Origin of the sequence: Enterobacter cloacae complex sp. P2B (genome assembly GCF_014895985.1) — a bacterium.
Lineage (GTDB): Bacteria > Pseudomonadota > Gammaproteobacteria > Enterobacterales > Enterobacteriaceae > Enterobacter > Enterobacter bugandensis.
Genome location: NZ_JADBQQ010000012.1, coordinates 91,676 through 118,290 on the forward strand (window position 1 = coordinate 91,676; position 26,615 = coordinate 118,290).

The window sequence follows — 26,615 nt, forward strand, 5'->3', positions numbered from 1 at the left end:
GGGGATCTGCGATACTTATCGTTTATCCCCTTTACTGAGATGACTATGCAGTACCCGATTAACGAGATGTTCCAGACCCTGCAAGGCGAGGGTTACTTTACCGGCGTTCCCGCTATCTTTATTCGTTTACAGGGATGCCCGGTTGGCTGTGCCTGGTGTGATACCAAACATACGTGGGATAAGCTCGCAGATCGGGAAGTGTCGCTGTTTAGCATTCTGGCGAAAACCAAAGAGAGCGATAAGTGGGGCGCGGGCAGTGCAGAAGACCTGCTGGCCATTATTGGTCGCCAGGGCTGGACGGCTCGCCACGTCGTCATCACCGGCGGCGAACCTTGCATTCACGATCTGACGCCGCTGACCGAGCTGCTCGAAAAGAACGGCTACAGCTGCCAGATTGAGACCAGCGGCACCCATGAAGTGCGCTGTTCACACACCACCTGGGTGACGGTATCGCCAAAAGTGAATATGCGTGGCGGGTATGACGTGCTGTCTCAGGCGCTGGAGCGCGCGGATGAAATTAAGCATCCGGTAGGACGCGTACGTGATATCGAAGCGCTGGATGAACTGCTGGCGACGCTGACGGATGAGAAGCAGCGGGTAATCGCCCTGCAGCCGATCAGCCAGAAAGAGGATGCGACGCGCCTGTGCATTGAAACCTGCATTGCGCGCAACTGGCGGCTGTCGATGCAGACGCACAAGTATCTGAATATTGCCTAAAAAAAAGCCCGGTTTTGCCGGGCTTTTTTTTACTCTCCGCGATACACGCAGCCTGCCGTGCAGGTTTCTTTGATCATCACCGCGCTCAGCAGCGGTACCAGCGGCTTCATCTGATCCCAGATCCATTTTGCCAGCACTTCGCTGGTCGGGTTTTCCAGACCCGGAATATCGTTGAGATAGTAGTGATCCAGACGATCGTAGGTCGGCTTAAACGCGGCCTTCAGCTCGGCAAAGTCCATGATCCAACCGGTATGCGGATCAACTTCACCGGTGATCTCAAGACGCACCATAAACGAATGCCCGTGCAGGCGGCCGCATTTATGTCCTGCAGGAACGTGCGGAAGGTGGTGGGCGGCTTCGAAGGTGAAATCTTTAAACAGTGTGGTGGACATGATCGCTCTCAGTAATGCGGAAAAAACCGCCGCATAGTACCGGAAAGCACAATTTTTAGCATTAACTAAAACGGCTCTGAACGGTGAACGCCCGGTATTCAGGGTGATTATTGGTTTTTATTCTTTTATTTCAAATGGTTATTCAATCGTTTTTATCGCTAAGAACGATAACTAAAACAGGTTAGTCCATTTGGTTATTTATTATTTCCATCCCTTCTTTAATTGTTATTATCCACGCCGTTAACCTTATCTTCTGTTTGGATTTATTCGCTTAAAGTCCGCTTGGCTACTGGAACATAACGACGCATGACAACACAGGCCCCACCTTCAAATTTGCTTCCCCTTAACCCGGAGCAACTGGCGCGCCTTCAGGCTGCCACCTCTGATTTTTCCCCCACTCAGCTTGCCTGGGTCTCCGGTTATTTCTGGGGAATGCTCAACCAGCAGCCTGGCGCGGTGGCTGGCGCACCGGCAACGGCCGTGGAAATTCCTGCCATTACGCTGATTAGCGCCTCGCAGACGGGCAACGCCCGCCGCGTGGCCGAAGCGCTGCGTGATGATCTGCTGGCCGCCAAACTGAACGTGAACCTGGTCAACGCCGGGGATTATAAATTCAAACAAATCGCGTCAGAAAAACTGCTGGTGATGGTCGCCTCGACCCAGGGTGAAGGTGAACCTGCTGAAGAAGCGGTGGCGCTGCATAAGTTCCTGTTCTCGAAAAAAGCGCCGAAGCTGAACGGCACGGCGTTTGCCGTATTTGGCCTGGGCGATACCTCCTATGAATTCTTCTGCCAGTCCGGTAAAGACTTCGACAGCAAGCTGGCGGAGCTGGGCGCGGAGCGCCTGCTGGACCGCGTGGACGCGGATGTGGAATACCAGACTGCCGCCGCTGAATGGCGTGCGCGCATCGTTGAGGTATTGAAAGCCCGCGTTCCGAAAGAGACGCCAGCACAGGCCGCGGTGACCGCTGCGGGCACCGTCAATGAGATCCACACCAGCCCGTACACCAAAGAGTCGCCGCTGACGGCGAGCCTGTCGGTGAACCAGAAAATTACGGGCCGCGACTCGGAAAAAGACGTGCGCCATATTGAAATCGATCTTGGCGACTCCGGCCTGCGCTATCAGCCTGGCGATGCGCTGGGCGTCTGGTATCAGAACGATCCGGCACTGGTGAAAGAGCTGGTGGAACTGCTGTGGCTGAAGGGTGACGAGCCCGTCACCGTTGACGGCAAAACCCAGCCACTTTCAGAGGCGCTGCAGTGGCATTTCGAGCTGACGGTGAACACCCCGAATATCGTCGAGAATTATGCCACCCTAACGCGCAGCGAATCCCTGCTGCCGCTGGTGGGCGACAAAGCGAAGCTGCAGCATTACGCCGCGACGACGCCGATTGTCGATATGGTGCGTTTCTCTCCGGCACAGCTGGATGCCGATGCGCTGATCGGTCTGCTGCGTCCGCTGACCCCACGCCTGTACTCTATCGCCTCTTCCCAGGCGGAAGTGGAAAGCGAAGTTCACGTTACCGTCGGCGTGGTGCGCTACGACATCGAAGGCCGCGCCCGCGCGGGTGGGGCATCAAGCTTCCTGGCGGACCGCGTGGAAGAAGAGGGCGAGGTGCGCGTCTTTATCGAGCACAACGACAACTTCCGCCTGCCGGCGAACCCGGAAACGCCGGTGATCATGATTGGTCCGGGCACCGGCATTGCGCCGTTCCGCGCCTTTATGCAGCAGCGTGCCGCGGATGACGCGCCGGGTAAAAACTGGCTGTTCTTCGGCAACCCGCACTTTACCGAAGATTTCCTCTACCAGGTTGAGTGGCAGCGCTACGTCAAAGAGGGCGTACTGACCCGCATCGATCTGGCCTGGTCCCGCGATCAGAAAGAAAAAGTATACGTACAAGACAAACTGCGCGAACAGGGCGCAGAGCTGTGGCGCTGGATCAATGACGGTGCCCACATTTATGTCTGCGGCGACGCCAATCGCATGGCGAAAGACGTTGAGCAGGCACTGCTGGAAGTGATTGCCGAATTCGGCGGTATGGATGCCGAAGCGGCGGATGAATTTTTAAGTGAGCTGCGCGTTGAGCGCCGTTATCAGCGAGATGTCTACTAATGAGCGAAAAACATCCAGAGCCACTGGTGGTCGAAGGTAAACTGACAGACGCCGAGCGCATGAAGCTGGAAAGCAACTATCTGCGCGGCACCATTGCTGAAGATCTGAATGACGGCCTGACCGGCGGTTTCAAAGGCGACAACTTCCTGCTGATCCGTTTCCACGGCATGTATCAGCAGGACGACCGCGATATCCGCGCCGAGCGCGCAGAACAGAAGCTGGAGCCGCGCCACGCGATGCTGCTGCGCTGCCGCCTGCCGGGTGGAGTGATCACCACCAAACAGTGGCAGGCGATCGACAAGTTTGCCGGTGAAAACACGATCTATGGCAGCATCCGCCTGACCAACCGTCAGACCTTCCAGTTCCACGGGATTCTGAAGAAGAACGTCAAGCCGGTGCACCAGATGCTCCACTCCGTGGGTCTGGACGCGCTGGCGACCGCCAACGACATGAACCGTAACGTGCTCTGCACCTCGAACCCGTACGAGTCCGAGCTGCACGCCGAAGCGTATGAGTGGGCGAAGAAAATTTCCGAGCACCTGCTGCCGCGTACCCGCGCCTATGCGGAGATCTGGCTCGATCAGGAAAAAGTCGCCACCACCGACGAAGAACCGATCCTCGGTCAGACCTACCTGCCGCGTAAGTTCAAAACCACGGTGGTGATCCCGCCGCAGAACGACATCGATCTGCACGCCAACGACATGAACTTCGTGGCGATTGCCGAAAACGGCAAGCTGATTGGCTTTAACCTGCTGGTGGGCGGCGGCCTGTCCATCGAACACGGTAACAAGAAAACCTACGCCCGCACCGCGAGCGAGTTCGGCTTCCTGCCGCTGGAGCACACGCTGGCCGTGGCGGAAGCAGTAGTGACCACCCAGCGCGACTGGGGCAACCGTACCGACCGTAAAAACGCGAAAACCAAGTACACTCTGGAGCGCGTGGGCGTTGAAACGTTCAAAGAGGAAGTGGAGCGTCGTGCGGGGATCAAATTTGAGCCGATCCGCCCTTACGAATTCACCGGTCGCGGCGATCGCATCGGCTGGGTGAAAGGCATCGACAATAACTGGCACCTGACGCTGTTCATTGAAAATGGCCGTATTCTGGATTATCCGGGCCGCCCGCTGAAAACCGGTCTGCTGGAAATCGCGAAGATCCACAAAGGCGAGTTCCGTATCACCGCTAACCAGAACCTGATCGTCGCCAGCGTGCCGGAAAGCGAAAAGGCGAAAATTGAGGAGCTGGCGCGCGAGCACGGGTTGATGAATGCGGTGAAGCCACAGCGTGAAAACTCGATGGCCTGCGTGTCGTTCCCGACCTGTCCGCTGGCGATGGCCGAAGCCGAGCGTTTCCTGCCGTCATTTACTGACAAAGTGGAAGCGATTCTGGAAAAACACGGTATTCCGGACGAGCATATTGTTATGCGCGTGACGGGCTGCCCGAACGGCTGCGGTCGCGCGATGTTGGCCGAGCTGGGGCTGGTGGGGAAAGCGCCGGGTCGTTATAACCTGCACCTGGGCGGTAACCGTATCGGCACGCGTATTCCACGCATGTTCCGCGAGAACATCACCGAGCCGGAAATTCTTGATTCTATCGACGAGCTTGTCGGGCGCTGGGCGAAAGAGCGCGAAGCGGGTGAAGGCTTTGGCGACTTTACGGTGCGTGCGGGCATCATTCGCCCGGTGCTCGATCCCGCAAGGGATTTCTGGGAGTAACCACGAGAGGTAATTATGTCCGTACTCGATCTAAACGCCCTTAATGACCTGCCAAAAGTCGAACGCATTCTGGCGCTGGCAGAAACTAACGCTCACCTTGAAAAGCTGGACGCCGAAGGGCGCGTAGCGTGGGCGCTGGAAAACCTGCCGGGAGAGTATGTGCTCTCATCAAGCTTTGGTATTCAGGCGGCGGTCAGTTTGCATCTGGTGAATCAGATCCGTCCGGACATACCGGTGATCCTCACCGATACCGGCTACCTGTTCCCGGAAACCTACCAGTTTATCGACGAGCTGACGGACAAGCTCAGGCTGAACCTTAAAGTCTACCGCGCAACGGAAAGCGCGGCCTGGCAGGAGGCGCGCTACGGCAAGCTGTGGGAGCAGGGCGTTGAGGGCATTGAGAAATACAATGAGATCAACAAAGTTGAGCCGATGAACCGGGCGCTGAAAGAGCTGAATGCCCAAACGTGGTTTGCCGGCCTGCGCCGCGAGCAGTCCGGGAGCCGCGCAACCTTACCGGTACTGGCGGTACAGCGCGGCGTGTTCAAAGTGCTGCCGATTATCGACTGGGATAACCGCACGGTGTACCAGTACCTGCAAAAACACGGGCTCAAGTACCATCCGCTATGGGACCAGGGCTACCTGTCCGTGGGCGACACCCACACCACGCGCAAATGGGAACCGGGAATGGCGGAAGAAGAGACGCGATTCTTCGGGCTGAAGCGCGAGTGCGGGCTGCACGAAGGGTGATCCTTTATCCTCCCTCTCCCTGTGGGAGAGGGTTGGGGTGAGGGCATCAGGCCCCGCTATACTTAAAAACCTCAGGCTTTGCCCGCTTTCGCCAGCTCCTTCACCAGCGGCAGCATCACTTTCACCACGTCGCGGCTGCGGTGCTCAATCCGCTGCGGCAGCGTTTTATCAATGTGCTGCTGATTATCCAGCCGCACATCATGCCAGCTGGTCCCGTCCGGGAACGCTTTCGATTTAGCGCGCTGCTGATAGCCATCCTTTTTGCCCAGCGCCCAGTTCGTCGCCTCGACGTACAGCACCGGAATGCCTGCCTTATCAAACACTTCCCCGTCGTTACAACAGCCAGTGCCTTTTGGATAATCCGGGTTACCGCCTGGGTTTGTTGCGGCATAGACGCCATGCGTACGGGCAAGCGCCAGCGCACGGTCGCGGGTGAGTTTACGCACGCTGCTCGGCGTGCTCTGTCCACTATTAAAATAGAGCTTATCGCCCACGATCAGGTTATCGAGGTTAATCACCAGCAGCGTATTTTTCTTCTCCTCAGCGCTCATCCGTTTAAGGAGATTCTCAGCGCCGAGTTTTCCTTCTTCTTCGCCGCTGGTCGCCACAAAGCGAATACCGTATTTCGTCGGAATATTTTTAAGGCGTTCAGCCAGTTCAAGCATCACACCGAGACCCGCTGCGTTATCGTCCATGCCCTGCAGCGTCAGTCCCCCGAGGTTATTATCAATATCGGCGTCGCTCATTGGCGCATAGGTATCCAGGTGCGCCATGATAATAATCTGCTCAGCCGCTTTCCCCTCATGCGCCGCAATCACCGTGCTGCCGGTCACGTTATGCCAGTTTTGCGTTTTATTGCGTGAGGTATAGATGTAGCGGCTGTGAAACGAGCGTATGTCACTCTGGTAGCCCATCAGTGCAAACTGCTGGCGAATATAGTCGGCGGAGAGCATCTCCGCGGGTGAACCGGTCATGCGGCCAGGGAAAACCGTCGCAATATGTCGCGCCTGCATAGTGGCGATTTCACCATAAGGTTGATTTTTTGCCTGAGCCGGAAGGATAAAGCAAACGCCGAGCGCAAGGGCAGCAATACGGTGGCGCGTTGCGGAAAACATAGTGAGTCCTTAAAAACAGAGCAAAATAATAACGTGCATAGTATGAAACTGTGATCGTCCATACACAATTTGAATTGCTCTTAAATGCCCGAAATTTCGCGGGTTAAGCATTTTTTGGTATTTGCTTTTTCACGGCGTTATTCCATTGAGTAACTACTCATTCCAATTCGTAATTTCATTCGATCTAAGCCGCCCCCTATAGTCCCTCTATTCCTCGTTGTTAGTGAGTTGTTGCCTGTGGACTATCTGCCCCTTTTTGCCGCCTTAAAAGACCGACCGGTACTGGTTGTCGGCACGGGAGAAATTGCCGATCGCAAAATCGCGTTTTTGCAGCGCGCAGGGGCACAGGTGCGGGTTGTTGAAGAGGCGGATTTCGACGAGTCACAGATCGACAGCGTGGTGCTGGTGATTGCGGCGACTGAAAATCGGGAACTTAACCGGCGGGTCTCCGACGCGGCCCAGGCCCGTTACCGTCTGGTGAACGTGGTGGACGACCAGCCTTTATGCTCGTTTATCTTCCCGTCGATCGTTGACCGCTCGCCGCTGCTGGTGGCGATCTCCTCCGGCGGCACCGCGCCGGTGCTGGCGCGCGTGCTGCGGGAAAAGATCGAAGCGCTGCTGCCGACCAGCCTCGGGCGCATGGCGGAGAAAACCAGCTACTGGCGCAACCATCTGAAAAACCGCCTGACCAGCGTGACGGAACGCCGTCGCTTCTGGGAGCGCGTATTTCGCGGCCGCTTTGCCAGCCTGATGCAGGCGGGCAATGAGACGGCGGCGCAGAAAATTCTCGAAGACGAACTGGATAACCCCGGCAGTACGGGCGGGGAAATTATTCTAGTGGGAGCCGGGCCGGGGGATGCCGGTTTGCTGACGCTGCGCGGCCTGCAGGTTCTGCAGGATGCGGACGTGGTGTTCTACGACCACCTGGTCACCGATGGCGTGCGCGAGCTGATCCGTCGCGATGCGGAGCTAATCTGCGTCGGCAAACGGGCGGGGGAACACTCCGTGCCGCAGCACGATACCAACCAGATGCTGATTGACGCCGCGAAAGCGGGCAAAACCGTGGTGCGCCTGAAAGGGGGCGACCCGTTCATTTTCGGTCGCGGCGGTGAAGAACTGCAGGCGGCAGCCGAAGCTGGCGTGCCGTTCCAGGTGGTGCCCGGCATCACGGCGGCGTCAGCCGTGACGGCCTACGCCGGCATTCCGCTGACCCATCGCGATTACGCCCAGAGCGTCACCTTTGTGACCGGGCACTATAAAGCCGACAGCACGCCGTTCGACTGGTCGCACCTCGCCCAGAGCCGACAAACGCTGGCGATATACATGGGCACGATGAAGGCGGCGGACATCAGCGAACAGCTTATTCAGCACGGTCGCGAGGCGACGACGCCCGTTGCCGTCATTTCTCGCGGTACGCGCGTCGATCAGCATGTCGCTATCGGCACATTACAAGACCTTGCAACCCTGGCGAAAGACGCCCCGATGCCTGCCCTGATCGTGGTGGGAGAGGTGGTGCAGCTGCACAGCACCCTCGCCTGGTTCCAACACACAACCGATACAGAAGGCTTTGGTTCTTCTGTTGTAAATTTGGCTTAAGGAACGGTTATGGACCAAAAACGACTTACTCACCTGCGGCAGCTCGAAGCGGAAAGTATCCATATTATCCGCGAAGTGGCCGCCGAGTTCTCTAACCCGGTGATGATGTACTCCATCGGTAAAGATTCCAGCGTCATGCTGCACCTGGCGCGTAAAGCGTTTTATCCTGGCACGCTGCCGTTCCCGCTGCTGCACGTGGATACCGGCTGGAAATTCCGCGAAATGTACGAATTCCGCGACCGTACCGCCAAAGCCTACGGCTGCGAGCTGCTGGTGCACAAAAATCCGGAAGGGGTGGCGATGGGCATTAACCCGTTCGTCCACGGCAGCGCCAAGCATACCGACATCATGAAAACCGAAGGGCTGAAGCAGGCGCTGAACAAGTACGGTTTTGACGCGGCCTTCGGCGGCGCGCGGCGTGACGAAGAAAAATCCCGCGCCAAAGAGCGAATCTACTCCTTCCGCGACCGCTTCCATCGCTGGGATCCGAAAAACCAGCGCCCGGAGCTGTGGCACAACTACAACGGCCAGATCAACAAGGGCGAAAGCATTCGTGTCTTCCCGCTCTCTAACTGGACCGAGCTGGATATCTGGCAGTACATCTATCTGGAAAACATCGAGATTGTTCCGCTGTACCTGGCCGCCGAGCGCCCGGTGCTGGAGCGCGACGGCATGCTGATGATGATTGACGACGATCGTATCGACCTGCAGCCGGGTGAAGTGATCAAAAAACAGATGGTCCGTTTCCGTACCCTCGGCTGCTGGCCGCTGACCGGCGCGGTGGAATCGAACGCGCAGACGCTGCCGGAGATCATCGAAGAGATGCTGGTGTCCACCACCAGCGAGCGACAGGGGCGCGTGATTGACCGCGACCAGGCAGGCTCCATGGAGCTGAAGAAACGTCAGGGTTATTTCTAAGGAGCCGCCATGAACACCACTATTGCTCAACAAATTGCCAACGAAGGCGGCGTGGAAGCGTATCTGCACGCCCAACAACATAAAAGCCTGCTGCGCTTTCTGACCTGCGGCAGCGTGGATGACGGGAAAAGTACCCTGATTGGCCGCCTGCTGCACGACACGCGCCAGATTTATGAAGATCAGCTCTCTTCCCTGCATAACGACAGCAAGCGTCACGGCACCCAGGGCGAAAAACTTGACCTGGCGCTGCTGGTGGACGGCCTGCAGGCGGAGCGCGAGCAGGGCATCACTATTGACGTGGCCTATCGCTATTTCTCCACCGAGAAGCGCAAGTTTATTATCGCCGACACCCCGGGGCACGAGCAGTACACCCGCAATATGGCGACCGGCGCATCCACCTGCGATCTGGCGATCCTGCTGATGGACGCCCGTAAAGGCGTGCTGGATCAAACCCGTCGCCACAGCTTTATCTCCACTTTGCTGGGGATCAAGCACCTGGTGGTGGCGGTCAACAAGATGGATCTGGTGAACTTCAGCGAAGAAAAATTCGAGGAGATCCGCCAGAGCTACCTGACCTTTGCCGAACAGCTGCCGGGCAACCTGGATATTCGCTTTGTGCCGCTCTCGGCGCTGGAAGGGGATAACGTCGCCTCCCAGAGCGCAAACATGCCGTGGTACAGCGGCCCGACGCTGCTGGAAGTGCTGGAGACCGTTGAAATTCATCGCGTGGTCGACACTCAGCCAATGCGCTTCCCGGTGCAGTACGTGAACCGTCCAAACCTCGATTTCCGCGGCTTCTCCGGCACTATTGCTTCCGGTTCCGTGAAGGTGGGGCAGCGCGTGAAGGTGCTGCCATCCGGCGTGGAGTCGGCAATCGCTCGCATCGTGACGTTCGATGGCGACCTGCAGGAAGCCGGGGCAGGGGAAGCGGTCACGCTGGTGCTGAAAGACGAAATTGATATCAGCCGCGGTGACCTGCTGGTCGACGCGCAGGAGACGCTGGCGGCGGTGCAGGGCGCTTCCGTGGACGTGGTGTGGATGGCCGAACAGCCGCTGACCGCAGGCCAGAGCTACGACATCAAAATTGCGGGCAAGAAAACCCGTGCCCGCGTGGACGGCATTCAGTTCCAGGTGGACATCAACAACCTGACCCACCGTGATGTGAGCGAGCTGCCGCTGAACGGTATTGGCCTGGTGGATCTGACTTTCGACGAGCCGCTGGTGCTGGATCCGTATCAGCAGAACCCGGTGACGGGCGGGCTGATCTTTATTGACCGCCTGACCAACGTTACCGTCGGTGCTGGCATGGTGCGCGAGCCTAACGCGCAGGCGAGCGTGACCTCTGAGTTCAGCGCCTTCGAGCTGGAGCTGAACGCGCTGGTGCGTAAGCACTTCCCGCACTGGGGCGCCCGCGATCTGCTGGGAGGCAAGTAATGGCCGCCCATGATGAGAACGTCGTCTGGCATCCTCATCCGGTCACCGTCGCCCAGCGCGAACAGCTTCACGGCCACCGTGGGGTGGTGCTGTGGTTTACCGGGCTGTCTGGCTCCGGTAAATCCACGGTGGCGGGCGCGCTGGAAGAGGCGCTGCATCGGCAGGGAGTAAGTACCTACCTGCTGGATGGCGACAACGTGCGTCACGGCCTGTGCAGCGATTTGGGGTTCAGCGACGACGACCGCAAAGAGAACATTCGCCGGGTAGGTGAAGTCGCCAGCCTGATGGCTGACGCCGGGCTGGTGGTGCTGACGGCGTTTATCTCGCCGCACCGCGCCGAGCGCCAGATGGTGCGCGAGCGCGTGGGTCAGGATCGCTTTATCGAAGTGTTTGTCGATACGCCGCTGGAGATCTGCGAAGCGCGCGATCCGAAAGGGCTGTACAAAAAAGCGCGTGCCGGCGAGCTGCGAAACTTCACCGGAATTGACTCGGTTTACGAAGCGCCTGAATCGCCTGAGATTCACCTGGAAGGTCAACAATTGGTAACAAATTTAGTAAGCCAATTATTAGACCTGCTCAGACGGGACGATATTATCAGATCCTGAGGCGGTATCGTTCGGGAGCTGTCTTCCCGAACGATGAGTCACGGTCACAGGATTAGCTATGCGCAACAGTGAAAACTACATTATCACCACCGGGTCGGAACCGTTAACCACCGACAATGAGACGACCTGGTCCTTCCCTGGGGCGATAGTCGGCTTTGCGTCGTGGTTACTGGCGCTGGGTATCCCGTTTTTGATCTATGGTGGTAACACCCTTTTCTTCTTTCTCTACACCTGGCCCTTCTTCCTGGCGCTGATGCCCGTTGCGGTCGTTGTCGGGGTTGCGCTGCACTCTCTTTTCAACGGCAAGCTCCTGTACAGTACGGTTATCACGATTGCCACCGTTGTCGTCATCTTTGGCCTGCTGTTTTTATGGCTGATGGGCTAACTTGCGACATAATTAAAACCCCGCAGTAGAGTCGAACGGAAAGTTATGGGATGATGATGCCGTTTTTTCAGGGGGCAGGATGGGTAAACTAACGCTGCTGTTGCTGGCTTTACTGGTCTGGCTGCAATATTCGTTGTGGTTCGGTAAGAACGGGCTGCACGACTACAGCCGGGTGAGCGATGACGTCGCGGCTCAGCAGGCAACAAATGCCAAACTTAAGGCGCGTAACGATCAACTCTTTGCTGAAATTGATGACCTCAATGGCGGCCAGGAGGCGATTGAGGAGCGCGCACGCAATGAACTCAGTATGACTAAGCCGGGAGAAACCTTTTATCGTCTGGTTCCGGATGCGTCTAAACGCAATCAGGGCTCAGCACAAAACAATCGATAATCAGGCCCAGGATTACGACATGGCAGCAACTTTTTCGGACGTATGTGCCGTGGTGCCGGCCGCAGGTTTTGGCCGGCGCATGCAGACAGAATGTCCCAAGCAGTACCTCTCAATTGGCGATAAAACGATCCTTGAGCACGCCGTGGCGGCGCTGCTGGCGCACCCGCGGGTGACGCACGTGGTCATCGCCATCAGTCCCGGCGATGCCCGCTTTGCGCAGCTGCCGCTGGCAAACCACCCACAGATTACCGTAGTTGATGGCGGCGCCGAGCGCGCCGATTCCGTGCTGGCGGGCATTCAGGCTGCCGGAAGCGCCCAGTGGGTGCTGGTCCATGACGCGGCACGTCCGTGCCTGCATCAGGACGACCTGGCACGCCTGCTGGCGCTGAGCGAAACCAGTAAAGTGGGCGGCATTCTGGCCGCGCCGGTGCGCGACACCATGAAGCGTGCCGAGCCGGGCAAGCGTGCCATCGCCCACACCGTTGAGCGCGTCGACTTATGGCACGCGCTGACGCCGCAATTTTTCCCCCGCGAACTGCTCCACGACTGCTTAACGCGTGCCCTTAATGAAGGCGCGACCATCACGGACGAAGCCTCCGCGCTGGAGTATTGCGGTTTTCACCCCACGCTTGTTGAAGGGCGCGCTGATAATATAAAAGTGACGCGCCCGGAAGATTTACAGCTCGCGGAATTTTATCTTACCCGTTCGACCCATCAGGAGAAGGCATAATGCGAATTGGACACGGTTTTGATGTACACGCCTTTGGCGGAGAAGGCCCAATTATCATTGGCGGCGTACGTATTCCTTACGAAAAAGGGCTGCTGGCGCATTCTGATGGCGACGTGGCGCTGCATGCGCTGACCGACGCGCTGCTCGGCGCTGCCGCGCTGGGTGATATCGGTAAGCTGTTCCCGGACTCCGACCCGGCCTTTAAAGGGGCGGACAGCCGCGAACTGCTGCGCGAAGCGTGGCGCCGCATTCAGGCGAAAGGTTACACCCTCGGCAACGTCGACGTGACGATTATTGCCCAGGCCCCGAAAATGCTGCCGCACATTCCGCAGATGCGCGTATTTATCGCTGAAGATCTGGGCTGCCATATGGACGACGTCAACGTCAAAGCCACCACCACGGAGAAGCTGGGCTTTACCGGTCGTGGCGAAGGGATTGCCTGTGAAGCCGTGGCGCTGCTGGTGAAGGCGGTAAAATGACGGACTTCGATAATCTGACATACCTGCACGGCAAGCCGCAGGGGAACGGGGTGCTGAAAGCCAGCCCGGAAGATTTCCTCGTGGTGGAGGATCTGGGCTTTGAGCCCGATGGCGAAGGCGAACATATCCTGGTGCGTATTCTGAAAAACGGCTGCAACACCCGCTTTGTGGCCGACGCGCTGGCAAAATTCCTCAAAATTCACGCCCGGGAAGTGAGCTTTGCCGGGCAGAAAGATAAACACGCCGTCACCGAGCAGTGGCTCTGCGCCCGCGTGCCCGGCAATGCGATGCCTGATTTAAGCAAATTTGAGCTTGAAGGCTGTAAGGTGCTGGAGTACGCCCGCCACAAGCGCAAGCTGCGCCTGGGGGCGTTGAAAGGCAACGCATTTACGCTGGTGCTGCGCGAAGTGACTAACCGTGAAGACGTTGAAAAACGTCTCAACGCCATTAATGAACGCGGCGTTCCGAACTACTTTGGCGCGCAGCGCTTTGGCATTGGCGGCAGCAACCTGCAGGGCGCGCTGCGCTGGGCGCAAAGCGATGCGCCGGTGCGCGACAGGAATAAACGCAGTTTTTGGTTGTCGGCGGCCCGCAGCGCGTTGTTTAATCAGATTGTGAGCGAAAGGCTGAAAAAACCGGACGCGAATCAAGTTGTTGTTGGCGATGCGCTACAATTAGCGGGACGCGGAAGCTGGTTTGTGGCAACGGCCGAAGAAATGGCCGATGTGCAGTCGCGCGTGGATGCCAAAGCACTGATGATTACCGCAGCTTTGCCGGGCTCAGGCGACTGGGGCACCCAGGGCGACGCGTTGAGCGCTGAGCAGTCCGCCGTGGCGGATGCGCCGGAATTACAATCCTTGCTGGTGCGGGAAAAAGTCGAAGCAGCGCGCCGCGCGATGCTGCTCTATCCGCAGCAGTTAAGCTGGAACTGGTGGGATGACGTGACCGTCGAGTTACGCTTCTGGCTGCCGGCAGGTAGCTTTGCCACCAGTGTTGTCAGGGAACTAATCAACACCTCGGGTGATTATGCGAATATTGCTGAGTAACGATGACGGGATCCACGCGCCGGGCATTCAGACCCTGGCGAAGCACCTCCGTGAATTTGCGGATGTGCAGGTCGTGGCCCCCGATCGTAACCGCAGTGGAGCGTCTAACTCACTGACGCTGGAGTCGTCGCTTCGCACCTTTACCTTTGAAAATGGCGATATTGCCGTGCAGATGGGCACGCCGACGGACTGCGTGTTTCTGGGCGTGAACGCGCTGATGCGCCCGCGTCCGGATATCGTCGTCTCCGGCATTAACGCCGGGCCGAACCTCGGCGATGACGTGATTTACTCCGGAACGGTAGCGGCGGCAATGGAAGGGCGCCATCTGGGGTTCCCGGCGCTGGCGGTCTCGTTAAACGGCCACACGCACTACGATACCGCCGCCGCGGTGACCTGCTCGATCCTGCGGGCGCTCGGCCGCGAGCCGCTGCGTACCGGGCGTATTCTCAACATCAACGTGCCGGATCTTCCTCTCAATGAAATTAAGGGCATTCGCGTTACGCGCTGCGGAAGCCGGCATCCGGCCGATCAGGTGATCCCGCAGCAGGATCCTCGCGGCAACACGCTTTACTGGATCGGGCCTCCTGGCGATAAGTGCGATGCGGGTCCGGACACCGACTTTGCCGCCGTGGATGATGGCTATGTCTCGGTCACTCCGCTGCACGTAGATTTAACCGCGTATAGCGCGCATGATGTGGTGTCGGGCTGGCTGGATCGCGCAGGAGTGAACGCGCAATGGTAAGCAAACGTGTACAAACTCTTCTGGAACAACTTCGCGCACAGGGGATCCGCGACGAGCACGTGCTTGAAGCGCTCGCTCAGGTCCCGCGTGAGAAATTTGTAGACGAGGCGTTTGAACACAAAGCGTGGGAAAACGTAGCGCTGCCCATCGGGCAAGGCCAGACGATTTCGCAGCCTTATATGGTGGCGCGGATGACGGAGCTGCTGGAGCTCACGCCCGACTCACGCGTGCTGGAGATTGGCACCGGGTCGGGGTATCAGACCGCCATCCTGGCGCATCTGGTACACCATGTCTGTTCCGTAGAGCGGATCAAAGGTTTGCAATGGCAGGCGCGTCGTCGCCTGAAACAACTTGATTTACATAATGTTTCGACACGACACGGTGATGGATGGCAGGGTTGGCAGGCTCGCGCCCCGTTTGACGCTATCATCGTGACGGCGGCTCCGCCTGAAATTCCCGCTGCGCTCTTGTCGCAGCTGGATGAGGGGGGCATTCTTGTTCTGCCCGTCGGGGACGAGCAGCAGCTATTAAAGCGCGTTCGTCGGCGCGGCGGCGAGTATATTATCGACACCGTGGAAGCCGTGCGCTTTGTGCCTCTGGTAAAGGGGGAGTTGGCCTGAGACTCGGATTTATCCAGGGTTATTAAGGCAAATTCAGCGTATGGTGTGGCGCGAAAGATTCGTGTCATCACGGTAAATTTTAAGTCACTGGTAGTTAACACATTCCTGGGGGATAAATGAGCGCGGGAAGCCCTAAATTCACCATCAGCCGTGTTGCGGCATTATCACTGGTTTCGCTCTGGCTGGCAGGCTGTACAAGTTCCAACAACGCGCCTGCGCCCGTCAGTTCCGTCGGGGGAAACAGCGGCTCCGGTAACACGTCCAGCGGAATGTTAATCACGCCTCCGCCTAAAATGGGTACTGCTGCGCCGCAGCAAATACCACAAATTCAGCCTGTGCAACATCCTGTTACACAGCCAACGCAGATTCAGCCAGTTGAACAGCCTGTTCAGACCCAAAATGGCCGCATAGTCTATAACCGCCAGTATGGGAACATTCCGAAAGGCAGCTATACCGGCGGCAGTACCTATACCGTGAAGCGCGGCGATACGCTGTTCTACATTGCCTGGATCACCGGGAACGATTTCCGTGACCTCGCGCAGCGCAACAACGTCCAGGCCCCGTATGCTCTGGAAGTTGGCCAAACGCTCCAGGTGGGCAACGCAACGGGTACGCCACTCACGCCTGGCAATACGGTTTCAGCGGCCGATGTGACTGCTCAAAATAACAGCGTCAAGCCTGCACAAAAATCCACCACGGTGGTTGCTTCACAACCTGTAATTACGTATTCTGAGGATTCAGGTGATCAGACTGCTAACAAAATGTTGCCGAATAATAAAGGGACTGCGACTGTTGTCACAGCACCGACCACGGCACCTGTGGTTAGCTCTACTGAACCGACTGCAAGCAGTCAGAATGCCAGTTCGTCCATCACCGCATGGCGCTGGCCAACCGACGGCAAGATTATCGAGAACTTCGCAACCTCTGAGGGTGGGAACAAAGGGATCGATATCGCAGGCAGTAAAGGACAGGCTATCATCGCGACCGCAGACGGACGCGTTGTGTATGCCGGTAACGCGCTGCGCGGTTACGGTAATCTGATTATCATCAAACATAACGATGATTACCTGAGTGCCTACGCCCATAACGACACAATGCTGGTCCGGGAACAACAAGAAGTTAAGGCGGGGCAAAAAATCGCTACCATGGGTAGCACCGGAACCAGTTCTACACGCTTGCATTTTGAAATTCGTTACAAGGGGAAATCCGTAAACCCGCTGCAGTACTTGCCGCAGCGATAAATTGACGGGGCATGCCAGCCAGGGTGTCTCGTTCAGGGATCACGGGTAGGAGCCACCTTATGAGTCAGAATACGCTGAAAGTTCATGATTTAAATGAAGACGCGGAATTTGATGAGAACGGAGCAGAGGCTTTTGACGAAAAAGCCTTAGTAGAAGAGGAACCCAGTGATAACGATTTGGCTGAAGAAGAGCTGTTATCGCAGGGCGCCACACAGCGTGTACTGGACGCGACTCAGCTTTACCTTGGGGAGATTGGTTACTCCCCACTGCTAACGGCCGAAGAAGAAGTCTATTTCGCACGTCGTGCTTTGCGTGGTGATGTTGCCTCGCGTCGTCGCATGATCGAAAGTAACCTGCGACTGGTCGTGAAAATTGCCCGCCGTTACGGCAATCGTGGTCTGGCTCTGCTGGATCTGATTGAAGAGGGCAACTTAGGTCTCATCCGCGCAGTTGAGAAGTTTGACCCGGAACGCGGGTTCCGTTTCTCAACCTACGCGACCTGGTGGATTCGTCAGACCATCGAACGGGCTATTATGAACCAGACCCGTACGATCCGACTGCCGATCCACATCGTCAAAGAGTTGAACGTCTATCTGCGTACCGCGCGCGAGTTGTCCCATAAACTGGACCACGAGCCAAGCGCAGAAGAAATTGCCGAACAACTCGACAAACCGGTTGATGACGTAAGCCGTATGCTGCGTCTCAACGAGCGCATTACCTCGGTTGACACCCCGTTGGGTGGCGACTCCGAAAAAGCGCTGCTGGACATCCTGGCCGATGAAAAAGACAACGGCCCGGAAGACACCACGCAGGACGATGACATGAAGCAGAGCATCGTCAAATGGCTGTTCGAATTGAACGCCAAACAGCGTGAAGTGCTGGCACGTCGTTTCGGTTTACTGGGGTATGAAGCTGCGACACTGGAAGACGTCGGCCGCGAAATTGGCCTGACCCGTGAACGTGTTCGTCAGATTCAGGTAGAAGGTCTGCGCCGCCTGCGTGAAATCCTGCAGGGGCAAGGTCTGAATATCGAAGCGCTGTTCCGCGAATAAGCATCCTTTCGTCAAAAAAGGCCCGTCGTGAGACGGGCCTTTTTCTTTTGTGCTACGGCTGGGCCGTTTCGTGCAGCAGACGCCATGTAATCCCGTCGCCTTCCTGATTAAGCACCGCGGTTGACCAGCGCACGTTGACGGGCAGGTCCGGCCGGGTTTGCGTCTCCCGGTAGTGCAGTACCGCGCCACGATCCCAGCGCTCGATCGTGGATAATTCGTCAATGACGATCTTCAGTCCGGGGCGGCTACCTCGCTGACTGAGCAGAAAGTCCACAAGGCCGTGATAGTCGATATGAACGCCTCCCGGTGGGATCATCAGAAAATCTGGCCGGAAACGGGCGAGCAGGGCGTCGGAGTCGCCTTCGCCTTTGCCTAACCAGTTTTCAAGCGCAATGTGGAGGTCGATAATGTCGTGTTCAAAAGGCGTCATGAATTCTCCTGTCGCAGCTGGGCGAGCACCTGCGTATTGTTAAGTCGGAAAACGTACAGTACAGGCAATAGGGTCATGCCTGCGGCAAAAAGAAACATTCCGTGCCATGCGGCGAGCGGCGCCAGATAACTCTGCGCCAGACTCAGCACCTCTGCCAGCAGCAGGGCTCCGGCAAAAAAGCTCAACTGACGATTGAGATTCCACAGCGCGCTGGCATCCGGCATCTCTTCCCGGCGCGTTGTCAGAAAAGCGCTGCTCTGAGCGGTACTGCTGCACAGGCTTCCCCCCGCGCCCATCAGGGTAAACGCAACGACAGGAAGCAACGTAGCCGAACTGACGTTAAGCAAAAGCAGAATGCCCGTCGCCTGCAGCAGGCAGCCGATAACAATCAGCGGCTGTGGGCCGAAACGGTTAAAATAGCGTCCCGTCGCCGTGATGGCGATAAACGATGCCACGGACCACGGCAGCATGAGCATACCCGTTGTGGCTGGGCTCATGTTCGCCTCGTGCTGAAGATAAAACATGCCCGTAATGTTCACCCCGATAAATACGCCAGGAACGCATACATAGACAAGCATGGCAAAACGCAAAAGCGGGTCCGCGAGCAACCGCAGGTTGAGCAGCCTGGCCGCTTTCATCGCGGGTATTTCATGTTTAAGCCACAGGCAGGCCAACACAAAGGTCACGATGGCCACCGGAAGCGTCGCGAAAAATATCCACCGCCAGCTTAGCATCTGCACCAGCAGGCCCCCGATAGCGGGGGAGCAGGCGGGAGCAAGCAGCGCGACCAGCATGACCGCCGAGGAGAGTCTGGCTCGCTCGTGAGGCTGAAACAGTTGCCAGGTCAGCGCCTGTCCTACGGGGATCAGTAAGCCACCGCCGATGCCCTGCAGCACGCGCCAGGCGATCAGACTTTCCAGCGTTGCAGACAAGCCTGCCGCAGCAGAAGCCGCGCTGAACAGAAAAAGCGAGATCAGGATGACCCGCTTTGGTCCGAAGCGGCGCGTGAGCATGCTGCTAAACGGGATCGCCAGCGTCAGGCCGGCAATATACCCGTTACTGACCCAGGCAAGCGCTGAAGGCGTGGCGTTAAGAGCTTGCGCCATCGCCGGAAAAGCGACGCTGGCAATAAACATGTTGATCAAATCAAGAAAAAAGCCCAGCAGATAGACAGCGGCGACTTTGCTGCGATACGTCATGGTGGATCCTCCCGTGAGGTGGCGTATCGTATCGACCCCGGAAGCACGGATAAACCTGACAAAGCGCGATATACTGTCAAAAAAATTTTGACGGTAAAAGGCGTAATGATGATTAACCTACAGCGGACGCAGATGTTTGTTGCGGTGGCCGATACCGGCAGCTTTACTGCCGCAGCCGATGCGCTGGGTCTGACAAAAGCCGTGGTCAGCTTCAATATTCGCCAGCTCGAAGCCGAGCTGGGGGTGACGCTGCTGCTGCGCTCCACCCGCCGCCTGACGTTAACCGAGGCGGGAGCGCTTTTTCATCAGCGCAGCGTGGCGCTTCTGAAGGACGCAGAACGGCTGCAGGATGACGTTCGCGCGAATCATGCAGGACTCACGGGTGAATTGCGGATCACCACCACCCCTGAGTATGGTTCGCGGGTCGTGGTACCGTTGCTGGCAAGGTTTAGCCAGCTGCACCCGGAGCTTCGCGTGCGTCATGTTTCGTCTTCACTCCATGCCGACCTGATCTCAGAGCGCTTTGACGTGGCTATTCGGTTGGGAACGCTTACCGACTCGCGCTACCACGCCGCATTGATTTCACATTTTTCCATCCTGCCCGTCGCGACGCCGGAATGGCGGATGAATCATCCGGTTGAATCGCTTGCGCAGCTGGCACAAGCCGACTGGATTATTCACGAGCGCTTAGCTTCGCCGCTGCGCTGGCAGGTGAAAGATACCAGCGGTGCGCCTGAAATGCTTGAGATAAAAAAAGCGCCGCGCCTGTTTGCCGACAGCGCGCAGGCGCTTATGGCTTTTGCGCTTGCGGGAAGTGGCGTGGCGTTACTGCCGGAATGGCTGGTGCGCGATGCGCTTGATGCGGGAAAACTGGTCCCGGTTTTACCGGAATATACCTTCGCGCGGCAGGGCATCCACGCGGTTTATCCGGATGCCCGGCACGTGCCTGCGAAAGTGCGCACCTTTATTGATTTTATGCGCGCCAGGGTGAATTAATCGTGCATCATCTTTTTGATGAGCGCAGAGAACTGCTCCCGTTCGGCCTTATTAAGACGCCCTAAAAACGCCTCATCCACCTCGTTGCCGACCGGCTGGCAGTCTGCAAGCAGGGCTTCGCCTTCCGGCGTCAGGAAGACAAACCGGCGGCGCTTGTCTGCGGGATCGTGCTCGCGTTTGACCAGCCCGCGCGCCTCCATTCGGCTGAGCATCTCCGCCAGCGTCGCCTTCGTGCTGACCGCCACTTCGGTCAATGCCACCTGCTCAATGCCCGGGTGCTCGGCAATGGAGCGCATAACCGCATACTGCGGCTTGGTCAGTTCCGGCAGGGAATGTTGCCACTTAGCGGTATGCTGTTGAAAAAGCTGACGTAACAGGTGGAACGCCTCTTGTCTTAGTTCCATGAACACTCCGACAGAAAAAATCACGCCCTATGATAGCCGCTAAAGCCAGGGATGATAACGCGGGATTTTTTAGCAATTAATGTGATCGTGTGCGAACGATCTTGTCAGTAGAGCGATCCGGGAGTAGTTTATCTTTAAATGTTCGTACACGAACAAATTGATTGAGGTGATGAATGAGATTGATCGTGGGAATGACAGGAGCAACGGGGGCTCCGCTGGGCGTGGCGCTGCTGCTGGCGCTGAGGGAAATGCCGGAGGTAGAGACCCATCTGGTCATGTCGAAGTGGGCAAAAACAACCATTGAGCTGGAAACGCCTTACAGCGTGCAGGACGTTGCTGCGCTGGCTGACGTTGTTCACAGCCCGGCTGACCAGGCCGCCACCATCTCCTCCGGCTCGTTTCGCACCGACGGCATGATCGTCATTCCCTGCAGCATGAAAACGCTGGCGGGGATCCGCGCGGGCTACGCCGAAGGGCTGGTGGGCCGTGCGGCAGATGTGGTGCTGAAAGAGGGGCGCAAGCTGGTGCTCGTTCCCCGCGAAACGCCGCTCAGCACCATTCATCTGGAGAACATGCTGGCGCTTTCCCGCATGGGCGTGGCGATGGTGCCGCCCATGCCTGCGTATTACAACCACCCGCAAACCGCCGATGACATCACCCAGCATATCGTGACCCGTGTGCTCGACCAGTTTGGTCTGGAGCACAAAAAGGCGCGCCGATGGAACGGGTTGCGGGAGGCGAAACATTTTTCACAGGAGAACAAAGATGGCATTTGATGATTTGAGAAGCTTCCTGCAGGCGCTCGATGAGCAAGGGCAACTGCTGAAAATTGAGGAAGAGGTGAATGCGGAGCCGGATCTGGCGGCGGCAGCCAACGCCACAGGCCGTATTGGCGACGGCGCGCCCGCGCTGTGGTTCGACAATATTCGTGGCTTTACCGATGCCCGCGTGGTGATGAACACCATCGGCTCGTGGCAAAACCATGCCATATCGATGGGGCTGCCAGCGAATACCCCGGTAAAAAAACAGATCGACGAGTTTATTCGCCGCTGGGACAAATTCCCCGTTACGCCGGAGCGCCGCGCTAACCCGGCCTGGGCACAAAATACGGTCGACGGTGAAGACATTAACCTGTTCGATATCCTGCCGCTGTTTCGCCTGAACGACGGTGACGGCGGTTTTTATCTCGATAAAGCGTGCGTTGTCTCGCGCGATCCGCTCGACCCGGACCATTTCGGCAAGCAGAACGTCGGGATCTACCGCATGGAGGTCAAGGGCAAGCGCAAGCTCGGCCTGCAGCCGGTACCGATGCACGATATCGCCCTCCATCTGCACAAAGCGGAAGAGCGCGGGCAAGATCTGCCGATCGCGATTACTCTCGGCAACGACCCGATCATCACCCTGATGGGCGCCACGCCGCTGAAATACGATCAGTCTGAGTATGAAATGGCCGGCGCGCTGCGCGAAAGCCCGTACCCGATTGCCACCGCGCCGCTGACCGGCTTCGACGTGCCGTGGGGGTCTGAAGTGATCCTGGAAGGGGTGATTGAAGGCCGCAAACGTGAAATCGAAGGGCCGTTCGGCGAGTTTACCGGACACTATTCCGGTGGCCGTAATATGACGGTGGTCCGTATCGACAAAGTTTCTTACCGCACCAAACCGATCTTCGAATCCCTTTACCTCGGCATGCCGTGGACCGAGATTGACTATCTGATGGGACCAGCCACCTGCGTGCCGCTTTACCAGCAGCTGAAGGCGGAATTCCCGGAAGTGCAGGCGGTGAACGCGATGTACACCCACGGTCTGCTGGCAATTATCTCCACCAAAAAACGCTACGGTGGTTTTGCCCGCGCGGTCGGTTTACGCGCCATGACCACGCCGCACGGTCTGGGCTACGTGAAGATGGTGATTATGGTGGATGAGGATGTCGATCCGTTCAACCTCCCGCAGGTGATGTGGGCGCTCTCATCGAAGGTCAATCCGGCAGGGGATCTGGTGCAGCTGCCGAACATGTCAGTGCTTGAACTCGACCCTGGCTCCAGCCCGGCGGGCATTACCGACAAACTGATTATTGATGCCACCACGCCTGTTGCACCGGACACCCGTGGCCACTACAGCCAGCCGGTACAGGATCTGCCTGAAACTAAAGCCTGGGCTGAAAAACTGACCGCGATGCTGGCAGCACGCCAATAAGGAGGAAAAGATGATTTGTCCACGTTGTGCCGATGAGCATATTGAAGTGATGGCGACGTCACCGGTGAAAGGGGTCTGGACCGTTTACCAGTGCCAGCATTGTCTTTATACCTGGCGCGATACCGAACCGCTGCGTCGTACCAGCCGCGAGCATTACCCGGAAGCGTTCCGCATGACGCAGAAGGATATTGATGAAGCACCGCAGGTGCCGACGATCCCGCCGCTGTTGTAAAAATAAGCCCGGTAGCGCTGCGCTTACCGGGCCTACGGGTTTTGTAGGTCGGGTAAGGCGAAGCCGCCACCCGACAAAACAGACCGCAGAAAACTAAACCAGACTCTTCAACCGGTAAATCCACTCCAGCGCCTGACGCGGCGTCAGCGAATCCGGGTCGAGGTTCTCCAGCGCTTCCACCGCAGGCGACGTTTCTTCAGCTGGCGCCAACAGCGACATCTGGGTGCCATCAATCTGCGTCGCCGCCGCATTCGGCGAGAGGCTTTCCAGCTCACGCAGCTTCTGGCGAGCGCGCTTGATCACCTCTTTTGGTACACCTGCCAGCGCCGCAACGGCCAGGCCATAGCTCTTGCTCGCCGCGCCATCCTGCACCGTGTGCATAAAGGCAATGGTATCGCCGTGCTCCAGCGCATCAAGATGAACGTTAGCCACGCCTTCCATTTTCTCCGGCAGTTGCGTCAGCTCGAAGTAGTGGGTGGCGAACAGCGTCATGGCCTTGATTTTATTCGCGAGGCTTTCAGCACAGGCCCAGGCCAGAGACAGGCCGTCATAGGTTGAGGTTCCGCGTCCCACTTCGTCCATCAGCACCAGGCTGTGCTCCGTCGCGTTATGCAGAATATTAGCCGTTTCGGTCATCTCGACCATGAAGGTTGAGCGACCGCTCGCCAGATCGTCCGCTGCCCCAACGCGGGTGAAGATACGATCGATGGGGCCAATCTCCACTTTTTGCGCCGGGACGTAGCTGCCGATATACGCGAGCAAAGCAATCAGCGCCGTCTGGCGCATGTAGGTACTCTTACCGCCCATGTTCGGGCCGGTAATGATCAGCATTCTTCTCTGCGGCGACAGGCTCAGCGGGTTGGCGATGAACGGTTCGTTCAGCACCTGCTCAACGACCGGGTGACGGCCTTCCGTAATGCGAATGCCGGGCTTGTCGGTAAAGGTCGGGCAGGTATAGTTCAGCGTTTCAGCCCGTTCTGCCAGGTTCACCAGCACGTCCAGCTCCGCCAGCGCGCTGGCGCTGAGCTGCAGGTCAGCCAGGTGTGGCATCAGCATGTCGAACAGCTCGTCATACAGCTGTTTTTCCAGCGCCAGGGCTTTACCTTTCGAGGTGAGTACTTTGTCCTCGTACTCTTTCAGCTCGGGAATGATGTAACGCTCGGCGTTTTTCAAGGTCTGACGACGTACGTAGTGAATCGGCGCCAGATGGCTTTGCCCGCGGCTGATCTGAATGTAGTAACCGTGTACCGCGTTATACCCCACTTTCAGCGTGTCGAGCCCAAGACGCTCGCGTTCGCGAATTTCCAGCTTATCGAGATAGTCCGTCGCGCCGTCGGCCAGCGCGCGCCATTCGTCCAGCTCCTCGTTGTAGCCTGGAGCAATCACGCCGCCATCGCGCACCAGAACCGGAGGGGCATCAATAATGGCGCGCTCCAGCAGCTCGCGAAGCTCGGTGAATTCGCCCATCGTTTCACGGAGTTTCTGCACCGGCGCGCTGTCAACGTCGCTCAGCTGCGCACGCAGTTCCGGCAGCTGCTGGAAAGCATGACGCATCCGCGCGAGGTCACGCGGGCGCGCGGTGCGCAATGCCAGACGGGCAAGAATACGTTCCAGATCGCCCACCTGACGCAGGACCGGCTGCAGCTCGGTGTAGCGATCCTGCAACGCAGCAATCGTCTGCTGGCGGCAAACCAGCGTATCGGTATCGCGAATCGGCATATGCAGCCAGCGTTTCAGCATGCGGCTGCCCATCGGCGTCACCGTGCTGTCGAGCACCGACGCGAGCGTGTTTTCAACGCCACCTGCCAGGTTCTGGGTGATCTCCAGGTTACGGCGCGTGGCGGCATCCATGATGATGCTGTCCTGCTGGCGCTCCATGGTGATAGAACGGATATGCGGCAGGGCGGTGCGCTGGGTGTCTTTCACGTACTGCAGCAGGCAACCAGCGGCACACAGCCCGCGCGGAGCATTTTCCACGCCAAAGCCAATCAGATCGCGGGTACCGAACTGCAGGTTCAGCTGCTGGCGCGCGGTATCAATTTCAAATTCCCACAGCGGGCGACGGCGCAATCCGCGACGGCCTTCAATCAGCGCCATTTCGGCGAAGTCTTCGGCGTAGAGCAGCTCTGCCGGGTTGGTGCGCTGCAGTTCGGCAGCCATCGTTTCGCGGTCAGCCGGCTCACTCAGTCGAAAACGTCCGGAGCTGATGTCCAGCGTGGCGTAGCCAAACCCTTTGCCGTCCTGCCACAGCGCTGCCAGCAGGTTATCCTGGCGCTCCTGAAGCAGGGCTTCATCACTGATGGTGCCTGGCGTGACGATGCGCACGACTTTGCGCTCAACCGGGCCTTTCGAGGTTGCCGGATCGCCGATTTGTTCGCAGATGGCAACGGACTCACCCTGATTCACCAGCTTGGCCAAATAGTTTTCAACCGCGTGGTGCGGGATACCGGCCATCGGGATGGGCTCGCCTGCGGATGCGCCACGTTTGGTTAGCGAGATGTCGAGCAACTGCGAGGCACGTTTAGCATCGTCATAAAACAGCTCGTAAAAATCGCCCATGCGGTAAAACAGCAGGATTTCCGGATGCTGTGCCTTCAGCTTCAGGTACTGCTGCATCATCGGCGTATGTGCGTCGAAATTGTCGATTGTGCTCATGGAGTTATGATGTCCATTTCTTTGAAAATAAACCGTTTTGAGCGGCTCAGTGGCCATTTGTTCGTTCTATTGTCGCATGAAAAAAAGGTACGGCGCAGAAAAATGTGGCGGCTTTACGAGGCACCTTCAGACATTAACTCAATGACGATTTTTCCATGCTCAACGTCCACCCTGACCTGGGAGTTGGTGGTAAAGCCCGCCTTTTCAAGCCAGTCTCCTTTTAAGCTCAGCGCCGCATGCACGCTGTATCGCTTTGGTATCTTCGTTTTTCGATCCTCGTGACGTTTTCTGAAATATCCCACTTTTAAATGGCGGTAGGGTTTGCCGATCGCGATCTCTTTCATAGGGTCTCCAGACTATACGGACAACGGTCATTCCTGATGCCTGTATAAAATACCAGTGATTTTCAGGAGGTGCAGGGTTAATAGTGGAATCAGGCTTCAGAAAACGGAATGCAACACCTGAAATC

The 26,615-nt window shown here is 57.5% G+C and carries 28 protein-coding genes; 21 read left to right on the plus strand and 7 right to left on the minus strand.

Annotated features, from left to right (window positions below; all coding sequences use genetic code 11):
• The first annotated feature begins 45 nt into the window (after nt 1–45).
• Nucleotides 46–717, plus strand: a complete 672-nt coding sequence (gene queE / locus IM313_RS12540) for a 7-carboxy-7-deazaguanine synthase QueE (RefSeq protein WP_028014249.1) — start codon at nt 46–48, stop codon at nt 715–717.
• Between the two features lie 29 nt (nt 718–746).
• On the opposite strand, the gene queD is transcribed toward queE, so the two are convergent.
• Complete coding sequence (gene queD / locus IM313_RS12545; RefSeq protein ID WP_003862700.1) at nt 747–1,109, minus strand: 6-carboxytetrahydropterin synthase QueD; 363 nt, start codon at nt 1,107–1,109, stop codon at nt 747–749.
• Nucleotides 1,110–1,415: 306 nt separating this feature from the next.
• On the opposite strand from queD, the gene cysJ reads away from it, so the two are divergent.
• Genes cysJ through cysH form a run of 3 tightly spaced genes read left to right on the plus strand, consistent with a single transcriptional unit; the run spans nt 1,416 to nt 5,683 of the window.
• Nucleotides 1,416–3,221, plus strand: a complete 1,806-nt coding sequence (cysJ, locus tag IM313_RS12550) for an NADPH-dependent assimilatory sulfite reductase flavoprotein subunit (RefSeq protein ID WP_041908421.1) — start codon at nt 1,416–1,418, stop codon at nt 3,219–3,221.
• Nucleotides 3,221–4,933, plus strand: a complete 1,713-nt coding sequence (cysI, locus tag IM313_RS12555; protein ID WP_192971674.1) for an assimilatory sulfite reductase (NADPH) hemoprotein subunit — start codon at nt 3,221–3,223, stop codon at nt 4,931–4,933. Before cysJ ends, cysI begins: the two co-directional genes overlap by 1 nt.
• 15 nt (nt 4,934–4,948) lie before the next feature.
• The gene (cysH, locus tag IM313_RS12560; protein ID WP_008499616.1) at nt 4,949–5,683 is read left to right on the plus strand and encodes a phosphoadenosine phosphosulfate reductase; all 735 of its coding nucleotides are present in this window, start codon (nt 4,949–4,951) and stop codon (nt 5,681–5,683) included.
• Between the two features lie 71 nt (nt 5,684–5,754).
• Here the strand turns inward: cysH and IM313_RS12565 are convergent, their stop codons facing one another.
• Nucleotides 5,755–6,798 (minus strand): aminopeptidase, encoded by a 1,044-nt coding sequence (locus tag IM313_RS12565; RefSeq protein ID WP_045261234.1) that lies wholly within the window; start codon nt 6,796–6,798, stop codon nt 5,755–5,757.
• A gap of 246 nt (nt 6,799–7,044) precedes the next feature.
• Between IM313_RS12565 and cysG the strand changes: the two genes are divergently transcribed.
• The 13 genes from cysG (at nt 7,045) to rpoS (ending at nt 18,037) form a co-directional block, all read left to right on the plus strand.
• A complete protein-coding gene (gene cysG, locus IM313_RS12570) occupies nt 7,045–8,394 on the plus strand; it encodes a siroheme synthase CysG (protein WP_192971727.1) in 1,350 nt (449 codons plus the stop codon).
• Nucleotides 8,395–8,403: 9 nt separating this feature from the next.
• On the plus strand, nt 8,404–9,312 hold the full coding sequence (gene cysD, locus IM313_RS12575) for a sulfate adenylyltransferase subunit CysD (RefSeq protein WP_008499613.1): 909 nt from the start codon (nt 8,404–8,406) through the stop codon (nt 9,310–9,312).
• Nucleotides 9,313–9,321: 9 nt separating this feature from the next.
• Nucleotides 9,322–10,746, plus strand: a complete 1,425-nt coding sequence (cysN, locus tag IM313_RS12580) for a sulfate adenylyltransferase subunit CysN (protein WP_045261235.1) — start codon at nt 9,322–9,324, stop codon at nt 10,744–10,746.
• Entirely contained in the window at nt 10,746–11,351 is a 606-nt protein-coding gene (cysC, locus tag IM313_RS12585; protein ID WP_192971675.1) for an adenylyl-sulfate kinase, read from the plus strand. The genes cysN and cysC overlap by 1 nt, the downstream gene beginning before the upstream one ends.
• Before the next feature lie 58 nt (nt 11,352–11,409).
• Nucleotides 11,410–11,736 (plus strand): DUF3561 family protein, encoded by a 327-nt coding sequence (locus IM313_RS12590; RefSeq protein WP_028014241.1) that lies wholly within the window; start codon nt 11,410–11,412, stop codon nt 11,734–11,736.
• 79 nt (nt 11,737–11,815) lie between these two features.
• A complete protein-coding gene (gene ftsB, locus IM313_RS12595; RefSeq protein WP_003862095.1) occupies nt 11,816–12,127 on the plus strand; it encodes a cell division protein FtsB in 312 nt (103 codons plus the stop codon).
• Between the two features lie 19 nt (nt 12,128–12,146).
• Complete coding sequence (gene ispD / locus IM313_RS12600) at nt 12,147–12,857, plus strand: 2-C-methyl-D-erythritol 4-phosphate cytidylyltransferase (RefSeq protein ID WP_028014240.1); 711 nt, start codon at nt 12,147–12,149, stop codon at nt 12,855–12,857.
• Nucleotides 12,857–13,336, plus strand: coding sequence for a 2-C-methyl-D-erythritol 2,4-cyclodiphosphate synthase (ispF, locus tag IM313_RS12605; protein ID WP_192971676.1), 480 nt, complete (start codon nt 12,857–12,859; stop codon nt 13,334–13,336). The genes ispD and ispF overlap by 1 nt, the downstream gene beginning before the upstream one ends.
• Nucleotides 13,333–14,382, plus strand: coding sequence for a tRNA pseudouridine(13) synthase TruD (gene truD / locus IM313_RS12610; protein WP_045261236.1), 1,050 nt, complete (start codon nt 13,333–13,335; stop codon nt 14,380–14,382). Before ispF ends, truD begins: the two co-directional genes overlap by 4 nt.
• Nucleotides 14,363–15,124: a 5'/3'-nucleotidase SurE gene (surE, locus tag IM313_RS12615; RefSeq protein ID WP_041908434.1), complete on the plus strand. Its 762-nt coding sequence runs from the start codon at nt 14,363–14,365 to the stop codon at nt 15,122–15,124. The genes truD and surE overlap by 20 nt, the downstream gene beginning before the upstream one ends.
• Complete coding sequence (locus tag IM313_RS12620; protein WP_028014237.1) at nt 15,118–15,744, plus strand: protein-L-isoaspartate(D-aspartate) O-methyltransferase; 627 nt, start codon at nt 15,118–15,120, stop codon at nt 15,742–15,744. The genes surE and IM313_RS12620 overlap by 7 nt, the downstream gene beginning before the upstream one ends.
• A gap of 116 nt (nt 15,745–15,860) precedes the next feature.
• Nucleotides 15,861–16,985, plus strand: coding sequence for a murein hydrolase activator NlpD (gene nlpD, locus IM313_RS12625; RefSeq protein ID WP_192971677.1), 1,125 nt, complete (start codon nt 15,861–15,863; stop codon nt 16,983–16,985).
• A 59-nt stretch (nt 16,986–17,044) separates the two neighbouring features.
• Nucleotides 17,045–18,037 (plus strand): RNA polymerase sigma factor RpoS, encoded by a 993-nt coding sequence (rpoS, locus tag IM313_RS12630; RefSeq protein ID WP_013098493.1) that lies wholly within the window; start codon nt 17,045–17,047, stop codon nt 18,035–18,037.
• 52 nt (nt 18,038–18,089) lie between these two features.
• Here the strand turns inward: rpoS and IM313_RS12635 are convergent, their stop codons facing one another.
• Nucleotides 18,090–18,467 carry a DUF4440 domain-containing protein gene (locus tag IM313_RS12635; RefSeq protein WP_136343719.1) on the minus strand — a complete coding sequence of 126 codons (378 nt, stop codon included), beginning with the start codon at nt 18,465–18,467 and terminating at the stop codon, nt 18,090–18,092.
• On the minus strand, nt 18,464–19,666 hold the full coding sequence (locus tag IM313_RS12640) for an MFS transporter (protein ID WP_192971678.1): 1,203 nt from the start codon (nt 19,664–19,666) through the stop codon (nt 18,464–18,466). The genes IM313_RS12635 and IM313_RS12640 overlap by 4 nt, the downstream gene beginning before the upstream one ends.
• Nucleotides 19,667–19,774: 108 nt before the next feature.
• On the opposite strand from IM313_RS12640, the gene IM313_RS12645 reads away from it, so the two are divergent.
• The gene (locus tag IM313_RS12645; protein WP_192971728.1) at nt 19,775–20,662 is read left to right on the plus strand and encodes a LysR family transcriptional regulator; all 888 of its coding nucleotides are present in this window, start codon (nt 19,775–19,777) and stop codon (nt 20,660–20,662) included.
• Here IM313_RS12645 and IM313_RS12650 read toward each other — a convergent pair.
• Complete coding sequence (locus IM313_RS12650; RefSeq protein WP_028014232.1) at nt 20,659–21,066, minus strand: MarR family winged helix-turn-helix transcriptional regulator; 408 nt, start codon at nt 21,064–21,066, stop codon at nt 20,659–20,661. The two genes, IM313_RS12645 and IM313_RS12650, sit on opposite strands and share 4 nt — an antisense overlap.
• A gap of 173 nt (nt 21,067–21,239) precedes the next feature.
• Here IM313_RS12650 and IM313_RS12655 point away from each other — a divergent pair, with 173 nt between their 5' ends.
• The 3 genes from IM313_RS12655 to IM313_RS12665 are packed head-to-tail and all read left to right on the plus strand — an operon-like array spanning nt 21,240 to nt 23,491.
• Entirely contained in the window at nt 21,240–21,842 is a 603-nt protein-coding gene (locus IM313_RS12655; RefSeq protein WP_028014231.1) for a non-oxidative hydroxyarylic acid decarboxylases subunit B, read from the plus strand.
• Nucleotides 21,832–23,259, plus strand: coding sequence for a non-oxidative hydroxyarylic acid decarboxylases subunit C (locus IM313_RS12660; RefSeq protein WP_041908445.1), 1,428 nt, complete (start codon nt 21,832–21,834; stop codon nt 23,257–23,259). Before IM313_RS12655 ends, IM313_RS12660 begins: the two co-directional genes overlap by 11 nt.
• Nucleotides 23,260–23,269: 10 nt before the next feature.
• Entirely contained in the window at nt 23,270–23,491 is a 222-nt protein-coding gene (locus IM313_RS12665; protein WP_003862116.1) for a non-oxidative hydroxyarylic acid decarboxylases subunit D, read from the plus strand.
• Between the two features lie 93 nt (nt 23,492–23,584).
• On the opposite strand, the gene mutS is transcribed toward IM313_RS12665, so the two are convergent.
• Nucleotides 23,585–26,146: a DNA mismatch repair protein MutS gene (mutS, locus tag IM313_RS12670; protein ID WP_045261242.1), complete on the minus strand. Its 2,562-nt coding sequence runs from the start codon at nt 26,144–26,146 to the stop codon at nt 23,585–23,587.
• 113 nt (nt 26,147–26,259) lie between these two features.
• Nucleotides 26,260–26,490, minus strand: a complete 231-nt coding sequence (locus tag IM313_RS12675; RefSeq protein ID WP_028014228.1) for a SymE family type I addiction module toxin — start codon at nt 26,488–26,490, stop codon at nt 26,260–26,262.
• Nucleotides 26,491–26,615: the final 125 nt, after the last annotated feature.

Excerpts from the sequence above, each read along its gene's own strand:
- truD (WP_045261236.1), top strand. The coding sequence starts at position 13,333 with ATGACGGACTTCGATAATCTGACATACCTGCACGGCAAGCCGCAGGGG.
- IM313_RS12645 (WP_192971728.1), top strand. The coding sequence starts at position 19,775 with ATGATTAACCTACAGCGGACGCAGATGTTTGTTGCGGTGGCCGATACC.
- cysD (WP_008499613.1), top strand. The coding sequence starts at position 8,404 with ATGGACCAAAAACGACTTACTCACCTGCGGCAGCTCGAAGCGGAAAGT.
- mutS (WP_045261242.1), bottom strand. The coding sequence starts at position 26,146 with ATGAGCACAATCGACAATTTCGACGCACATACGCCGATGATGCAGCAG.
- ftsB (WP_003862095.1), top strand. The coding sequence starts at position 11,816 with ATGGGTAAACTAACGCTGCTGTTGCTGGCTTTACTGGTCTGGCTGCAA.
- ispD (WP_028014240.1), top strand. The coding sequence starts at position 12,147 with ATGGCAGCAACTTTTTCGGACGTATGTGCCGTGGTGCCGGCCGCAGGT.
- IM313_RS12635 (WP_136343719.1), bottom strand. The coding sequence starts at position 18,467 with ATGACGCCTTTTGAACACGACATTATCGACCTCCACATTGCGCTTGAA.
- cysI (WP_192971674.1), top strand. The coding sequence starts at position 3,221 with ATGAGCGAAAAACATCCAGAGCCACTGGTGGTCGAAGGTAAACTGACA.
- IM313_RS12665 (WP_003862116.1), top strand. The coding sequence starts at position 23,270 with ATGATTTGTCCACGTTGTGCCGATGAGCATATTGAAGTGATGGCGACG.
- IM313_RS12620 (WP_028014237.1), top strand. The coding sequence starts at position 15,118 with ATGGTAAGCAAACGTGTACAAACTCTTCTGGAACAACTTCGCGCACAG.
- IM313_RS12655 (WP_028014231.1), top strand. The coding sequence starts at position 21,240 with ATGAGATTGATCGTGGGAATGACAGGAGCAACGGGGGCTCCGCTGGGC.
- cysH (WP_008499616.1), top strand. The coding sequence starts at position 4,949 with ATGTCCGTACTCGATCTAAACGCCCTTAATGACCTGCCAAAAGTCGAA.
- queD (WP_003862700.1), bottom strand. The coding sequence starts at position 1,109 with ATGTCCACCACACTGTTTAAAGATTTCACCTTCGAAGCCGCCCACCAC.
- ispF (WP_192971676.1), top strand. The coding sequence starts at position 12,857 with ATGCGAATTGGACACGGTTTTGATGTACACGCCTTTGGCGGAGAAGGC.
- rpoS (WP_013098493.1), top strand. The coding sequence starts at position 17,045 with ATGAGTCAGAATACGCTGAAAGTTCATGATTTAAATGAAGACGCGGAA.
- cysJ (WP_041908421.1), top strand. The coding sequence starts at position 1,416 with ATGACAACACAGGCCCCACCTTCAAATTTGCTTCCCCTTAACCCGGAG.
- surE (WP_041908434.1), top strand. The coding sequence starts at position 14,363 with ATGCGAATATTGCTGAGTAACGATGACGGGATCCACGCGCCGGGCATT.
- cysN (WP_045261235.1), top strand. The coding sequence starts at position 9,322 with ATGAACACCACTATTGCTCAACAAATTGCCAACGAAGGCGGCGTGGAA.
- IM313_RS12660 (WP_041908445.1), top strand. The coding sequence starts at position 21,832 with ATGGCATTTGATGATTTGAGAAGCTTCCTGCAGGCGCTCGATGAGCAA.
- IM313_RS12640 (WP_192971678.1), bottom strand. The coding sequence starts at position 19,666 with ATGACGTATCGCAGCAAAGTCGCCGCTGTCTATCTGCTGGGCTTTTTT.
- IM313_RS12675 (WP_028014228.1), bottom strand. The coding sequence starts at position 26,490 with ATGAAAGAGATCGCGATCGGCAAACCCTACCGCCATTTAAAAGTGGGA.
- cysC (WP_192971675.1), top strand. The coding sequence starts at position 10,746 with ATGGCCGCCCATGATGAGAACGTCGTCTGGCATCCTCATCCGGTCACC.
- IM313_RS12565 (WP_045261234.1), bottom strand. The coding sequence starts at position 6,798 with ATGTTTTCCGCAACGCGCCACCGTATTGCTGCCCTTGCGCTCGGCGTT.
- nlpD (WP_192971677.1), top strand. The coding sequence starts at position 15,861 with ATGAGCGCGGGAAGCCCTAAATTCACCATCAGCCGTGTTGCGGCATTA.
- IM313_RS12650 (WP_028014232.1), bottom strand. The coding sequence starts at position 21,066 with ATGGAACTAAGACAAGAGGCGTTCCACCTGTTACGTCAGCTTTTTCAA.
- IM313_RS12590 (WP_028014241.1), top strand. The coding sequence starts at position 11,410 with ATGCGCAACAGTGAAAACTACATTATCACCACCGGGTCGGAACCGTTA.
- queE (WP_028014249.1), top strand. The coding sequence starts at position 46 with ATGCAGTACCCGATTAACGAGATGTTCCAGACCCTGCAAGGCGAGGGT.